Origin of the sequence: Sphingomonas sp. BK069, assembly GCF_014193405.1 — a bacterium.
Classification (GTDB): Bacteria; Pseudomonadota; Alphaproteobacteria; order Sphingomonadales; family Sphingomonadaceae; genus Sphingomonas.
The window spans coordinates 702,085-715,706 of the sequence record NZ_JACHZH010000001.1; the positions used below are offsets into that span (position 1 = coordinate 702,085).

General features: G+C 71.1%; 14 protein-coding genes. 9 read left to right on the forward strand and 5 right to left on the reverse strand.

The window, feature by feature from the left end:
- The first annotated feature begins 10 nt into the window (after positions 1–10).
- Genes trpD through lexA form a run of 5 tightly spaced genes read left to right on the forward strand, consistent with a single transcriptional unit; the run spans position 11 to position 4,156 of the window.
- The gene (gene trpD, locus FHY02_RS03555) at positions 11–988 is read left to right on the forward strand and encodes an anthranilate phosphoribosyltransferase (protein ID WP_221198526.1); all 978 of its coding nucleotides are present in this window, start codon (positions 11–13) and stop codon (positions 986–988) included.
- The gene (gene trpC, locus FHY02_RS03560; protein WP_183920491.1) at positions 985–1,770 is read left to right on the forward strand and encodes an indole-3-glycerol phosphate synthase TrpC; all 786 of its coding nucleotides are present in this window, start codon (positions 985–987) and stop codon (positions 1,768–1,770) included. Before trpD ends, trpC begins: the two co-directional genes overlap by 4 nt.
- 1 nt (position 1,771) lies before the next feature.
- The gene (gene moaC, locus FHY02_RS03565; protein WP_183920492.1) at positions 1,772–2,239 is read left to right on the forward strand and encodes a cyclic pyranopterin monophosphate synthase MoaC; all 468 of its coding nucleotides are present in this window, start codon (positions 1,772–1,774) and stop codon (positions 2,237–2,239) included.
- Positions 2,239–3,432 carry a gephyrin-like molybdotransferase Glp gene (gene glp, locus FHY02_RS03570; protein ID WP_183920494.1) on the forward strand — a complete coding sequence of 398 codons (1,194 nt, stop codon included), beginning with the start codon at positions 2,239–2,241 and terminating at the stop codon, positions 3,430–3,432. Before moaC ends, glp begins: the two co-directional genes overlap by 1 nt.
- Positions 3,433–3,490: 58 nt before the next feature.
- Positions 3,491–4,156, forward strand: a complete 666-nt coding sequence (gene lexA, locus FHY02_RS03575; RefSeq protein WP_183920496.1) for a transcriptional repressor LexA — start codon at positions 3,491–3,493, stop codon at positions 4,154–4,156.
- A gap of 61 nt (positions 4,157–4,217) precedes the next feature.
- On the opposite strand, the gene FHY02_RS03580 is transcribed toward lexA, so the two are convergent.
- Positions 4,218–6,362, reverse strand: a complete 2,145-nt coding sequence (locus FHY02_RS03580; protein WP_260172585.1) for a ComEC/Rec2 family competence protein — start codon at positions 6,360–6,362, stop codon at positions 4,218–4,220.
- Between the two features lie 104 nt (positions 6,363–6,466).
- On the opposite strand from FHY02_RS03580, the gene gltX reads away from it, so the two are divergent.
- From gltX to FHY02_RS03600, 4 genes are all read left to right on the forward strand, one after another.
- Positions 6,467–7,891 (forward strand): glutamate--tRNA ligase, encoded by a 1,425-nt coding sequence (gene gltX / locus FHY02_RS03585; RefSeq protein ID WP_183920500.1) that lies wholly within the window; start codon positions 6,467–6,469, stop codon positions 7,889–7,891.
- A gap of 13 nt (positions 7,892–7,904) precedes the next feature.
- On the forward strand, positions 7,905–9,188 hold the full coding sequence (locus tag FHY02_RS03590; RefSeq protein WP_183920502.1) for a citrate synthase: 1,284 nt from the start codon (positions 7,905–7,907) through the stop codon (positions 9,186–9,188).
- A 4-nt stretch (positions 9,189–9,192) separates the two neighbouring features.
- Positions 9,193–9,390 carry a hypothetical protein gene (locus FHY02_RS03595; RefSeq protein ID WP_183921523.1) on the forward strand — a complete coding sequence of 66 codons (198 nt, stop codon included), beginning with the start codon at positions 9,193–9,195 and terminating at the stop codon, positions 9,388–9,390.
- Positions 9,391–9,502: 112 nt separating this feature from the next.
- Positions 9,503–10,117 (forward strand): glutathione S-transferase family protein, encoded by a 615-nt coding sequence (locus tag FHY02_RS03600; RefSeq protein ID WP_221198467.1) that lies wholly within the window; start codon positions 9,503–9,505, stop codon positions 10,115–10,117.
- A 23-nt stretch (positions 10,118–10,140) separates the two neighbouring features.
- Here FHY02_RS03600 and FHY02_RS03605 read toward each other — a convergent pair whose 3' ends face one another.
- From FHY02_RS03605 to flgA, 4 genes are all read right to left on the reverse strand, one after another.
- Positions 10,141–11,481, reverse strand: a complete 1,341-nt coding sequence (locus tag FHY02_RS03605; RefSeq protein ID WP_183920504.1) for a L,D-transpeptidase family protein — start codon at positions 11,479–11,481, stop codon at positions 10,141–10,143.
- Between the two features lie 14 nt (positions 11,482–11,495).
- Positions 11,496–11,744, reverse strand: coding sequence for a hypothetical protein (locus tag FHY02_RS03610; RefSeq protein WP_183920506.1), 249 nt, complete (start codon positions 11,742–11,744; stop codon positions 11,496–11,498).
- 633 nt (positions 11,745–12,377) lie between these two features.
- The gene (gene flgH / locus FHY02_RS03615) at positions 12,378–13,145 is read right to left on the reverse strand and encodes a flagellar basal body L-ring protein FlgH (protein WP_183920508.1); all 768 of its coding nucleotides are present in this window, start codon (positions 13,143–13,145) and stop codon (positions 12,378–12,380) included.
- A 16-nt stretch (positions 13,146–13,161) separates the two neighbouring features.
- Positions 13,162–13,620: a flagellar basal body P-ring formation chaperone FlgA gene (flgA, locus tag FHY02_RS03620; protein ID WP_183920510.1), complete on the reverse strand. Its 459-nt coding sequence runs from the start codon at positions 13,618–13,620 to the stop codon at positions 13,162–13,164.
- Between the last annotated feature and the right edge of the window lie 2 nt (positions 13,621–13,622).

A 13,622-nucleotide genomic window follows, 5' to 3' on the forward strand; every position in this document is an offset into this window, starting at 1 on the left:
CGTTACCCTGATGCCCGATCCGGCCTCGCCGCTGTCGCGCGAGAGTGCGGCGCAGGCCTTCGCCGATATCCTCGACGCGCGCGCGAGCGACGAGGCGATCGCCGATTTCCTGCTCCAATTGGCGCTGCGCGGCGAGACCAGCGTCGAGATCGCCGAGGCGGCGCGCGCGCTGCGCGACCGGATGATCCCGATCACCGCGCCGCCGGGCGCCATCGACGTCTGCGGCACCGGCGGGGACGGCCAGCACACCCTCAACGTGTCGACCGCGGTGAGCCTCGTCGTCGCGGCGTGCGGCGTGCCCGTCGCCAAGCACGGCAACCGTGCCGCCTCGTCCAAGGCTGGCGCGGCCGACACGCTCGAGGCGCTGGGGCTGAACATGGAGCGCGCCGGCGCGCAGGCGGAGGCGACGCTGCGCGACCTCGGCATCTGCTTCCTCTTCGCCGGCAACCACCATCCGGCGATGCGGCGCATCACCCCGATCCGCCGCAAGGTCGGGCGGCGCACGATCTTCAACCTGATGGGACCGCTCGCCAATCCGGCGCACGTCACGCGCCAGCTGATCGGCATCGCGCGGCCGGATTACGCCCCGATCTACGCCGAGGCGCTGGCACAGCTCGGCAGCGAGGCGGCGCTGGTCGTAGCGGGCGAGGAGGGGCTCGACGAGATCTCCGGGGCCGGCCCGACGCACGTGGTATCGATCGGCGCGGTGGCGCTGCCGTCGCGGATCATCCCCGAGGACGCGGGCGTCGCCCGCCACCCCACGCTGGCGATCCGCGGCGGCGATCCGACCTATAACGCGCTGGCGCTGCGCCAGCTGCTGCGCGGTGAGCGCGGCGCCTACCGCGACGCGGTGCTCGTCAACGCCGCCGCGGCGTTGGTCCTCGCCGGACGCGACTCCTCCCTTACCGATGGCGCGGCGCGCGCCGCCGAGGCGCTCGACCGCGGCGACGCGGGCGCGCTGCTCGACCGCTGGATCGCCTACGCATGACCATCCTCGCCGATATCTGCGCTACCAAGCGAGACGAGGTGCGCGCGCGCCGTGCCGCCGTGAGCGACAGCGCGTTGCGCGAGCGCGCCGCGGCACAGACGGCGCCGCGCGGCTTCCGCTCGGCGCTGGAGCGGAGCGTCGCCGCCGGTCGGCACGCGCTGATCGCCGAGATCAAGAAGGCCAGTCCGTCGAAAGGTCTGATCCGCGAGGACTTCGATCCGCCGGCGCACGCACGTGCTTACGCCGCGGGGGGCGCCTCCTGCCTCTCGGTGCTGACCGATGCGCCGTTTTTTCAGGGGCGTGAGGAGTATCTGATCGCTGCGCGCGCCGCCTGCGACCTGCCCGTGCTGCGCAAGGACTTCACGGTCGATCCGTGGCAGGCGCTGGAGGGGCGCAGCATCGGTGCCGATGCGATCCTGCTGATCGTCGCCGCGCTCGACGACACGCTGCTCGCTGAGTGCGAGGCTGCGGCGATCGAGCAGGGGCTCGACGTGTTGGTCGAGGTGCACGACGCCGCCGAGCTGGAGCGCGCGGCGCGACTGCGCTCGCGGCTGATCGGGGTGAACAATCGCGACCTACGCAGCTTCGAGGTCGACGTGCGGCGCACCTGGGAGCTGGCGGCGCGCGTGCCCGCGGACACGCTTCTGGTCGCGGAGAGCGGGCTGAGCACCCGCGCCGACCTCGACTCGCTCGCAGGCCACGGCGTCCACTGCTTCCTGATCGGCGAGGCGCTGATGCGCCAGGCCGATGTCACGGCAGCGACGCACGCGCTGGTCGGCTGAGATGACGGGGCTCACCCATCTCGACGATTCGGGTGCGGCGCACATGGTCGATGTCGGCGGCAAGCAGGTGACGCGACGCGAGGCGGTGGCGAGCGGCCGGATCGACATGGTGGCGGAGGCGGCCGCCGCGATCCGTGACGGCGCGGTCGCCAAGGGTGATGTGCTCGCCGTGGCGCGTGTCGCCGGGATCATGGCGGCCAAGCGCACCAGCGAGCTCGTCCCGCTCTGCCACCCGCTGCCGATCAGCCGCGTCGCGGTCGACTTGACCGTCGACGAGCATGGCGTAACGGCCTCGGCCACGGTCGCGACCGACGGCAAGACCGGGGTCGAGATGGAGGCGCTCACCGCGGTGTCGGTCGCGCTGCTCACCGTCTACGACATGGCCAAGGCGCTCGACAAGACCATGGTGATCGGCGGCGTGCGCCTGCTCGCCAAGAGCGGCGGACGCTCCGGCGACTGGCGCGCCTGATGGGGTCGCCGTCACGGCCGGGGCTGCTGCCGGTCGCCGAGGCGCAGGCGCGTGTGCTGGCGCTCGGCACGCCCGTCGCCCCTGTCGAGGTGTCGCTCGCCGAGGCCCTCGGGCGCTGGGCCGCCGCGCCGGTGGTGGCGCGGCGTACCCAGCCCGCGCGCGATGTCTCGGCGATGGACGGCTACGCGCTGCGCTACGCCGACCTGCCTGGCCCCCTGCGCGTCGTCGGCGAGAGCGCGGCGGGCGCTCCGCACACGGGCGCGCTGTCGCCCGGCGAGGCGGTGCGGATCTTCACCGGCGCCATGATGCCCGCGGGCAGTGACACCGTCCTCGTCCAGGAAGAGGCGCGGCGCAAGGGCGACAAGGTCGAGCTCGACGGCGAGGGGCCGGCGCATCAGGGGCGCAACGTGCGCGCGCGCGGGCTCGACTTCGCGGCGGGAGACGTGCTGGTCGCGCGCGGCGAGCGCTTCACCCCCGCGCGGCTCGCGGTGGCGGCCACCGGCGGGGTCGGCCGGGTCACGGTCGCGCGACCGGTGCGCGTCGCGCTCGCCGCGACCGGCGACGAGCTGGTCGAACCTGGTACGCCGGGCGAGGCGCTGCCCGAGTCCAACCGGCTGCTGCTGCGCGCGCTGCTGGCCGACAGCGGCGCGGAGATCGTCGATCTCGGCATCCTGCCCGACCGGCTCGACACGCTCACCCAGTCCTTCGCCGCGGTCCACGCCGACATGCTCGTCACCACCGGCGGCGCGTCGGTCGGGGACCATGACTTGGTACGGCCGGCGCTTGAGGCGGCAGGGGTGACGCTCGACTTCTGGCGGATCGCGCTGCGCCCCGGCAAGCCCATGCTGGCGGGGCGGCGCGATGGGCTGGCAGTGGTCGGGCTGCCCGGGAACCCGGTCTCAGCCTTCGTCACCGCGCTGCTGTTCGTGCGGCCTTTGGTGGCGCACCTCGCCGGCGCGGCCGATCCCTTCCCCACTGCGACCAGCGCGATCCTCGGTGAGGACCTGCCCGCCAACGGCGAGCGCAGCGACTATCTGCGCGCCGAACTGCGCGAGGGACGTGCCTATGCCTCGACTATCCAGGACAGCTCGATGCTGCGCACGCTGGCGCGCTCGACCTGCCTGATCGTGCGTCCGCCGCACGCTCCAGCGACGCGCGCGGGCGACTCGGCGGAAATCCTCGTCATCGCTTGACGAGGCCTGTCGTGTTCCATAAAGGTTCCGCATCCGTTCGCGAATGGGGAGTGTGGACATGCTGACGCGCAAACAGCACGAGCTGATCTGCTTCATCGAGGATCGGCTCGCCGAGAGCGGCGTGTCGCCCTCGTTCGAGGAGATGAAGGACGCGCTCGAGCTGAAGAGCAAGTCGGGTGTCCATCGGCTGATCAGCGCGCTCGAGGAGCGCGGGTATCTCCGCCGCCTGCCCAATCGCGCGCGCGCGCTGGAAGTGCTCAAGGCGCCCGAGCGCGGCGAACCCAAACGCGCCGCAGCCCCGGCCAAGCGGGCGCCGGTCGAGCTCGTGGTGCCCGCCAACGATGTCGTCGAGATCCCGCTCCACGGCCGCATCGCCGCGGGCGTGCCGATCGAGGCGTTCGAGGGCGCGACCACCCTGCCCGTTCCTGCCGCCCTGCTCGGCAGTGGCGAGCATTTCGCCTTGGAGGTGGCGGGGGACTCGATGGTCGACGCCGCCATCCTCGACGGTGACTATGCGTTGATCCGCCGCCAGGAAGTGGCGCGCGACGGTGAGATCGTGGTGGCGCTGATCGACGAGAGCGAGGCGACGCTCAAATATTTCCGTCGCGAGGGTGCGATGATCCGGCTCGATCCGGCGAATCGCTCCTACGACCCGCAGCGCTACGCGCCGACCCAGGTGCGGGTGCAGGGCAAGCTGGCGGGGATCCTGCGTCGCTACGACTGAGCGGCGGGGGTGTCGGGGTGGCAGGCGGTCGGTTCTTGCGCACGCTCCAATCAGTCGCCGCCTAGTCGACGTGCCGTGCTCCTGCGCACGCAGGAGCCCAGGGTCGCAGGCGGCAGTGCTCGTGGCTCTGGGCTCCTGCGTGCGCAGGAGCACGGGCGGATCGCTCGTCCGCCATCGCCCAGGGGTGTTCGTCCCCTTCCTTCCGCACCGCCACGACACGCGTATCTTTGAAGGTGATCGCTACCCCGCCACTATGGGCCAGGGCATCACGGTCGAGCGTCAGCCAGCGCGCGCGACAGCGGCGCGGCAGGCGGCGCTCACTCACCACGACGTCTGCCGTGGCGCAAAGCGCCGTCAGCCGCTGCATCGGCACGGTGTAGCCACTGCGCGTCGCCAGCACGCGCCACCAGCGCCCGTCGACGCGACGCTGCCACCAGCACAGGTCGCGATTGCAGCGCGCTTCGGGGGACTCGCTGAGCAAGCCCGGCACGCCGTCGATCCCGGCGTTCTGCGCGAGCACGTCGCGCACGTATCCGCCGGCACGGTCGCGCAGCAGCATCAAGCCGCCGTCCGCCTGGCGCACCGCCAGGTGGCGCCCGTCGCCTGTGATGAGCAGGTCCGGAGCGGGGGTCGCCAACGTCCACGCCGCCCCGATCGCCAGCGGTGCCAGCCCCAGATAGCGCGCCCGCGTGCGCCACAATGCCAGCCAGATACCACCCGCCACCATCGTCGCGAAAGCACCCAGGGGCATGGCCGGGATCGCGCGCACCGCGCCGGGGAGCGCGGCGACGCTGTGCGCGATCCACAGCAACAGTGCGATCGCCCGTCCCGCCACCCACCACGCCGGCGCGCCCCAGCCGAGCGTGTCGAGCAGCAGTGCCACCGCGACCGCCGGCATGATCGCGAAGGTGGTCAGCGGAATGGCGACGATGTTGGCGATCGCGCCATAGGCACCGGCCTGGTGGAAAGAGAAGACGGCGATCGGCATCAGCGCGAGCTCGACCACCGCCCCGGTAACGAGCAGCGACACGGCCTCGCGCGTCCATCGATGCGGCCATGGCTCGTCGCGTGCCAGCAGCGCGGCGCGGACCCGCGGGTGCTCGTGCAAGGCGACGATCGAGGCGACCGCCGCGAACGAGAGCTGGAAGCTTGGCCCCACCACGGCCTCGGGCCAGGCGACCAGCACTACCAGCGCGCCCATCGCCACCAGTCGCAGCGTCAGCGCCTCGCGCCCGAGCGCCAGCGCGGCGAGCACCATCAGCGCGGCGACGCAGCTGCGGATCGTCGGCACCTGCGATCCCGTCAGCCAAGTATAGCCGATCGCCGCCCCCGCCCCTGCTCCGGCCGCGATGAGCGGAAGCAGCCCCGTCAACGCCAGTCGCCGCGACAGCGCGAGCAGCCGCAGCACCGCCGCCATCACGATTCCTACGGTCGCGGTAATGTGCAGCCCGCTGACCGAGAGCAGGTGCGCCAGCCCGGCACGCCGCATCGCCAGCGAGTCGCTGTCGTCGATCGCGCCCATGTCGCCTGTCACCAGCGCCGCCGCGATACCGCCGGCGCTACCCGCGAGCGCCGCGGTGATATGCGCGGTGATCCGGTCGCGCACGCCCGGCGTGCCCACCCCCCGTACAGTGACCGGCTCGAAGCCGCGCCCGCTCGCCCCGACGCGGTCGAACCAGGCCGCGCGGGCGGCATCATAGGCGCCAGGAACCGTGGGGGCCGCAGGCGGCATCAGCCGCGCGCGCAACGTCATGGCGGCACTCGCCGCGAGATTGGTCGGTATCGCGCGCTCGGGCAGGCTCACGCGCACGTGGAGCGGCGCGCGGCGTGGTGGCCGCTCCCACCGCAAGGCACCCAGCGTCACCCGCACCAGCCCGCGCGCGGGCAGCGGCTCGATCTTCTCCACCTCGCCCACCAGCCGCACCACCGCGGACCGGTCGAGCGTCGGCGCGGCGACTCGCGTCGCGCGCGTCCACGCGAGCCCCGTTCCCGCCGCGACCGCGAGGCCGAGCATCGCCGCAAACGGCGCCGCGCGACCGCCGCGCCAGCTCACCGCCGCGGCGGCGGCGAGCCCGAGCGCGATCAGGATGAGCGCGACCCATTCGTGCCGCTCCGGCAGCACGAACCACGCCGCCGCGCCCGTGCCCAGCGCCACCGGCAGCCACAGAAAAAGTTGGTCGCGCTCCGCTTCCAGCCAACGTTCCAAAGCGTTGCCGGCGCGGGAGGCGATTTGATGCGGGAGAGAGGCTTTGCTAGGGGCGAGCGCGGCCGATCGAGCCATCCGACCATCCAGCCTGGGAGCACGCGCGCTTGAGCGCAACCGAGATCAATGAGCGCGCCGTCGTCACGCGCTTTGCCCCGTCACCCACCGGGTTCCTTCACCTGGGCGGCGCGCGCACCGCGCTGTTCAACCTTCTCTTCGCGCGCCACCACGGCGGGAGCTTTCGGCTGCGGATCGAGGACACCGATCGCGCGCGCTCGACCCAGCCGGCGATTGACGCCATCCTGAACGGCATGCGCTGGCTCGGGCTCGATTGGGACGGCGAGGAAGTCTACCAGTTCGCTCGCGCCGACCGCCACGCCGGGGTCGCCCACCGGATGATCGAGGCAGGGCACGCCTATCGCTGCTATCTCACCAGCGCGGAGCTCGACGCGATGCGTGCCGAGGCCCAGGCGGCGAAGCAGCCGCTGCGGATCCGCTCGCCGTGGCGCGACCGCACCGACTGGCCCGCCGACCAGTCCTATGTCGTCCGCCTGCGCGCGCCGACCGAGGGCGCGACGACGATCCACGACCGCGTTCAAGGCGAGGTCACCGTCCAGAACGTTGAGCTCGACGACCTCGTCCTGCTGCGCTCTGACGGCACGCCGACCTATATGCTCGCGGTCGTGGTCGATGACCACGACATGGGGGTGACCCACGTCATCCGCGGCGACGATCATCTCAACAACGCCTTTCGCCAGCTGCCGATCTATCGCGCGATGGACGCGATCGAGGGAGGATGGCCCGACCCGGTCTACGCGCACATCCCGCTGATCCACGGCAGCGATGGCGCCAAGCTCTCCAAGCGCCACGGCGCGGTCGGCATCGAGGCCTATCGCGACGAGATGGGCATCCTCCCCGAAGCGCTCGACAACTACCTGCTGCGGCTCGGCTGGGGACACGGCGACGAGGAGATTATCGCGCGCGAGGACGCGATCCGATGGTTCGACCTCGACGCCGTGGGCAAGTCGCCGAGTCGGTTCGATCTCAAGAAGCTCGAGCATCTCAACGGTCATTATATCCGCGCCAGCGACGACTCGCGGCTCGCCGACCTGGTCGCGGAGAAGCTCGGCTTCGATCACGACGACACGCGCCGCGCCTCGCTCGCCGCGGCGATCCCGGCGCTGAAGCCGCGCGCCGCCAACCTCAACGAGCTCGCCGAGGGTACCGCGTTTCTCTTCGCAACGCGTCCGCTCGCGGTCGACTCCGACGCGGCGCCGCTGCTGGCGGGCGACGCCCCCGCGCTGCTGGCGCGGCTGCACGGCGCGCTTGACGCAGTGCACAACTGGGATACGGAGACCACCGAAGCCGCGGTGCGGCAGGTGGCCGAGGCGGCCGGGGTCAAGCTGGGGCAGGTCGCCCAGCCGCTCCGCGCCGCGCTCACCGGGCGCAGGACCTCGCCCGGCATCTTCGACGTACTCGTCCTTCTAGGGCGCGACGAGAGCCTCGCTCGGATCGCGGACCACAAAGCCTGACAGGAGATCATCCATGACCGAAGCAGCCCAGTTCGCCCTGTCGGGCAAGGAGCTCGAATATCCGGTGCTGTCGGGCTCGGTCGGCCCCGACGTGGTCGACATCCGCAAGCTCTACGCGCAGACCGGCGCGTTCACCTATGACCCGGGCTTCACCTCGACCGCCTCGTGCCAGTCGAAGCTGACCTATATCGACGGCGACGAGGGCGTGCTGCTTCACCGCGGTTACCCGATCGGCGAGCTGGCCGAGCAGTCGACCTTCATGGAAGTCTGCTACCTGCTGCTCAACGGCGAGCTGCCCGACCAGGGCGAGCTCGACCATTTCAGCCACACGATCACGCGCCACACCATGGTGCACGAGCAGCTGGCGCAATTCTTTCGCGGCTTCCGTCGCGACGCGCATCCCATGGCAATCATGTGCGGCGTGGTCGGTGCGCTGAGCGCCTTCTACCACGACTCCACCGACATCCACGATCCGCAGCAGCGCATGATCGCGTCGCACCGGCTGATCGCCAAGATGCCGACGATCGCGGCGATGGCGTACAAGTACAGCGTCGGCCAGCCCTTCCTCTATCCCGACAACTCGCTGAGCTACACGGGCAACTTCCTGCGGATGACGTTCGGTGTGCCGGCCGAGCCCTATGAGGTGAACCCCGCGGTCGAGCGCGCCATGGACCGGATCTTCATCCTCCACGCCGATCACGAGCAGAATGCCTCGACATCGACGGTGCGGCTCGCCGGCTCGTCGGGCGCCAATCCGTTCGCCTGTATCGCCGCGGGCATCGCCTGCCTGTGGGGCCCGGCGCATGGCGGCGCCAACGAGGCGGCGCTCAACATGCTGCACGAGATCGGCACGCCCGAGCGCATCCCCGAGTTCATCGCGCGCGCCAAGGACAAGAACGATCCGTTCCGCCTGATGGGCTTCGGCCATCGCGTCTACAAGAACTACGACCCGCGCGCGACGGTCATGCAGAAGACGGTGCGCGAGGTGTTCAAGGCGCTCAACGTGCAGGATCCGCTGTTCGAGACCGCGCTGCGGCTCGAGGAGCTGGCGCTCAGCGACGACTATTTCGTCGAGAAGAAGCTGTTCCCCAACGTCGACTTCTACTCGGGCGTGATCCTCTCGGCGATCGGCTTCCCGACCAGCATGTTCACCGTGCTGTTCGCGCTCGCGCGCACTGTCGGCTGGGTGGCGCAGTGGAACGAGATGATCACCGATCCCGACCAGAAGATCGGTCGCCCGCGTCAGCTCTACACCGGGCCGACGCAGCGCAGCTACGTGCCGCTGGCGCAGCGCTGAGCCGATGCGCCTTCGGCCGATCCTGATCGTGCTCGGCGCCGCGATGGCGCTGATGGGCTTGCTCTGGATCGGCCAGGGGCTCGGCTATATCCACTGGCCGCGATCGAGCTTCATGCTCGATCAGCGGGTCTGGGCCGATTATGGCAGCGCGCTCGCGGTCGGCGGGCTGCTGCTGATCCTGCTGGGGCGGCGGCTGCGCTAGCCTCTCCGCGTCATCGAGGATCGCCCACTCGGGTCGCCGTACCCAGGACGCGAACTCGAGCTGCGGTTAGGGTTGTCATCGTGGTCGCTCGTTCGGGAGCACGGCGGGGACGATGATGCGCCTGATCGGAACGCTCGATTCGCCCTATGCCCGCCGCGTCGCGGCGTCGCTGGCGATGATGGACTTGCCCGTCGCGCTCGAGCCCCTGTCGGTGTTCCGCGACCTGGACGCCTTCGCCGCGATCAATCCCGTGGTGAAGGCGCCGACGCTGGTGCTCGACGACGGCATTCAGCGGATCGATCCGACGCTGATCCTCGAATTTGCCGAGCGCCTTACCACCGCAGAGCGTCATCTCACGCCGGCGGCGACGGCCGACTATGTCACCGCGCAGCGGGTCATCGGTCTGGCGCTGGCCGCCTGCGAGAAGACGATGCAGATCGCCTATGAGCGTCGGCTCCGCCCGATCGAGAAGCAGCACCAGCCCTGGCTCGAACGGATCCAGGCGCAGCTGATCGCGGCCCACACCCTGCTCGACACCTGCTATGCCGAGGAGGACGACTGGCTGGCGGGGGCCGTCCACTGCAGGCCGACGTCACCGCGGCGATCGCCTGGGCAATTCACGCGCGCGATCGTTCCCGACATCGTCACGCTGGAACGCGCGCCCGCGCTGGCAGCGCTGTCGCTCCGCGCCGCCGCGCGGCCCGCCTTCCTCGCTTTTCCGGGCTGAGCGGCGCTCGACGGTAGGCCGCCTTAGCTCCTGGCGGCGTCGCGGCCGTAAATGTCATCGCGGAACGCCACGCGCGCCTTGCTCTCCGTCGCGGTAAGATAGGTGAGATAGACGGGAACGGGCACCTGCAGCGCCACCGCCTGCTCCGGGTTCCGTGTCGACGCCGGCAGAGGGCGACCGGTCAGCCAGCGTGCCAGCACCGGCGCCTTTTCCAGCCGGATACAGCCATTGCTGAGGTGACGGTCGTCGCGGTCGAGCAGCTCGCGGTCGGGCGTGTCGTGGAGGTAGATGCCCTCGTCGTTGGGGAACAGGAACTTGACCCGGCCCATCGAGTTGCCGCGCCCCGGCAGCTCGCGCAGCCGGATCTCGCGCGTGCCGGCGGCGATCGCGTGCCAGTCGATCGCGCCGGCGGGCAACGGACGCGCCGCCGCGCTCCAGTCGCTCAGCGCTTCCATGCGCAGCGAAGCGAGCGAGCGGCCCGCCAGCACCTTCGGCGCGACGCTCTTGCGGGCGAGATAGGTCGGAACGTTCCAGTAGGGATTGACGATGGCCCATTGCACCACGCCGGCGAGCAGCGGCGTCTGCGTCTCGCGCGCGCCCACCACCACCTTCATCGTCCCCACCTGGCGGCCCGCCTCATAGTACCACAGTCGCCCCGACGAGGCGTCGACGACGATGTGTCGCGTCCACGGGCCGGGTAGCAGCCGGGCGCGCTCGAGGTTGCGGCGAAGCCGCTGCTCGTCGGCAGGTGCGACGCCGTCGCGGCGCGCGCGCGCGACCAGCTCTCGGAGACGAACGTAATGCGGGCTCATCCACTCCATGCCGGCGACATAGTCGTTGAAGGATCGCGGGAATGCCGCGGCGCGCAGCACCGCCTCTGGCTTCAAGCGCTTGGGCTTGAGCGACGGATCGGCCCAGATCATCCCGACGTCGCGGGCGCGGCGCTGGTCGCGGACGTAGCGCGTGAACGCCTTGGACAGCGCCAGCTCTACGCGCGCGACGCCATCGGCATCCCCGCGCTGGCGCGCCGCCGCGAGTTGAGCGCGAAGTTCGCGCGCGCCATAGCTCGAGTCGAGCCCGTCGAGCGTGCTCGTCTCAAGATCGTCGAGCAGCGCGTCGGCGGCGGGACCGAGACGGCCGCCGGCGGCCCAGAGCGGGCGATAGCCGCGCTCGGCATAGACCCGCCCGATCCAGCCCCCCGCGCGGTCGCGCAACGCCGCGGCGACGGCGCGCTCGGCGGCGTCGTCGGCCAACGCGCGCGCCGATGCGGCCCGCGGCGCTGCTGCCGCTCCTTGCTCGGCGCCGGCCGGCGCGGCGGCGAGCAGCAGCAGCGCCGCCGCGCGCCCCCGTCCCGCTCGCCGCACCGGCGCGTCAGCGATCAGCCGCGCTCTCCGCGACGGGTCGGCGCGGGCGGCGGCGGCGGAGGGGCCGGCGGCGCATAGGGGTGATAGATGCCGTCCGACGTGTAATAGCCGTCGACGATACCATCACCGTCGCGGTCGGCGGCGCTGCTGCCGGCGACCGCGCCCGGCGGCGGCGGCGGCGGCAGCGGGGTGACCGGCTTCTTCGAGCAGGCGGCGAGCATCGCCAGCCCGCAGGCGGCGGTCACAGCGGTACGAACACGCATTGTCTTCTCCCTTTTCGACGCGACCGGTTCCCGTGGCGCGACTGACGTTCCCTGTCCTCGCAGCAGCGCACGGCGCCGACAAGTGGTCATCAATCGAGCGATCAACGGAGACGCGCGTACGCCGAGCTGTCACGCGCTCGAGGGGGCGATCGGCACCGCTACGCCCGGCGGAGACCAGGAAGCGACCCAGGCGATCCGGGTTGCCTGAGGCGACACGCGGGGGTGCGATGGCGTAACGGTCTGGATCGTTTCAGCTCTCTGGGTTCTTGCGGGAAGCGCCGTCGCCGGCAGCCACGACGTCGTGGGACAGGCGCCCCTTTCCCCTCGCGTCAGTGACGCCCGACTTCACGAGGCAGTCAGCCGAATGCGCGTCACCCGGTGCCTTCTCCGAGGCCTTTCGTCAGACCAACCAGGATATGCCGTAGGGATGAGATCAGGACGAATGCAGCAGCCCGCGATGAGCTTCCTCATCGCGCCTTCACGGCATCCGGCTCACGGTCACCGCGCGGCGGGTTAGCCGCCGAGTGGCGAACCCTGATCGGCCACGACCGCGACGTGATCGGCGCCTCGTCGCGACGTGCCGTTCACGTCCCCAAGCGCGGCCGGACAAGACTGGCCGTGCGCCCACGCAGCTCAGAAAGGAGAAACCGCCTCGATCACTTGCTGACCCCAGCGCGGCTGCTGCACATCGGTGATCTGCCCTCGGCCACCATAGCTGATGCGAGCGTCGGCGATCTGGCTGCTCAGCACGCTATTGTCGCGCGCGATATCCTGCGGCCGGACGATGCCACTGACGAGGAGCTGACGTAGCTCGAAATTGACTCGCACCTCCTGGTGACCGCGGATCACGAGGTTGCCGTTGGGCAGCACCCCGACGACGGTGGCCGCGACGACGGTGTTGATCTGCTCGCTGCGCGACGTGTTGCCCGTGCCGGTGCTGCCCGACGCGTTCTTGGTGTCGATCAGCGAGGCCGGGTTGGCGCCCAACGGCAGGACCTTCTTGAGCGTATTCTCCAGCCCGAGAAAGTTGGGCAGACCGACGCTGTCGTTGCCGCTTCGCGCGCGGCTCGACTTATTGTCGAGCGTGGCGCTGTCGGCGATGCTGATCCGCACCGTGAGGATGTCGCCGACCTGCGAGGCGCGCTGGTCATGGAAGAAGGCGCCCGCGCCGGTACGGAACAACGAGGCGCTGCCGCCTGGCTCGGTCATCGCCGCCGGGTCCCGCCCATATTGCGCCTGGTCGCCGAGCGAGGGGGTCACCGTCGGGGCCACCGGCGTCTCCGCCGGTTCGATCTTGGGCGGCTTGCCGATCGCCTTCAGCCGGCCGACCGAACCGCAGCCGGCGAGCAGCGGCACGATCGCGGCGAGCAGCAGGACGCCGCGGTAGGGCTGCAGTCTCATCACGCTCTTCCTTCCTTCAGCCGGCGACCACGACGCGGCCCGGCGCCTCGGCACGACCCGAGAGCGTGCGCTTGGTCGAATCGCAGATCACGCGGACCGGCTCACCCAATCCGGCGGCGTTGAGCGCCTGGCCCTGTGTGCTGATCGTCAGCGCGCCGCTGCGCAGCACGAGCATGACCGGTTCGCCGCGCTGGATTACCTGCGGCGCGCGCACGTCGCCCTCGCGCACGACCGCGCCCGCGGCGAGCCGGCGCGCCGCGGCGCGGCCGACGATATTCGCCATCGCCAGCGCGCCGCGCATCGGCGGCGGATCGCCCATGTCCCATACGCGCAGATCGTCGGCGCCGATCACGGCTCCCGCCGCGACCGGCTGCGCCAGGACGACGGGCGCCGCTGGCGCCGCGGACTGCGCTGCCGCGGGCGCTCCCACCACTGGCAGAAGAGCGACGGCAAGCAGCGTGAACCCGAACCGCATCA

Coding starts and splice junctions, on each gene's coding strand:
- moaC (WP_183920492.1), top strand. CDS start 1,772: ATGACGGGGCTCACCCATCTCGACGATTCGGGTGCGGCGCACATGGTC.
- trpC (WP_183920491.1), top strand. CDS start 985: ATGACCATCCTCGCCGATATCTGCGCTACCAAGCGAGACGAGGTGCGC.
- flgA (WP_183920510.1), bottom strand. CDS start 13,620: ATGCGGTTCGGGTTCACGCTGCTTGCCGTCGCTCTTCTGCCAGTGGTG.
- FHY02_RS03590 (WP_183920502.1), top strand. CDS start 7,905: ATGACCGAAGCAGCCCAGTTCGCCCTGTCGGGCAAGGAGCTCGAATAT.
- trpD (WP_221198526.1), top strand. CDS start 11: ATGCCCGATCCGGCCTCGCCGCTGTCGCGCGAGAGTGCGGCGCAGGCC.
- FHY02_RS03600 (WP_221198467.1), top strand. CDS start 9,503: ATGATGCGCCTGATCGGAACGCTCGATTCGCCCTATGCCCGCCGCGTC.
- FHY02_RS03595 (WP_183921523.1), top strand. CDS start 9,193: ATGCGCCTTCGGCCGATCCTGATCGTGCTCGGCGCCGCGATGGCGCTG.
- lexA (WP_183920496.1), top strand. CDS start 3,491: ATGCTGACGCGCAAACAGCACGAGCTGATCTGCTTCATCGAGGATCGG.
- FHY02_RS03610 (WP_183920506.1), bottom strand. CDS start 11,744: ATGCGTGTTCGTACCGCTGTGACCGCCGCCTGCGGGCTGGCGATGCTC.
- glp (WP_183920494.1), top strand. CDS start 2,239: ATGGGGTCGCCGTCACGGCCGGGGCTGCTGCCGGTCGCCGAGGCGCAG.
- flgH (WP_183920508.1), bottom strand. CDS start 13,145: ATGAGACTGCAGCCCTACCGCGGCGTCCTGCTGCTCGCCGCGATCGTG.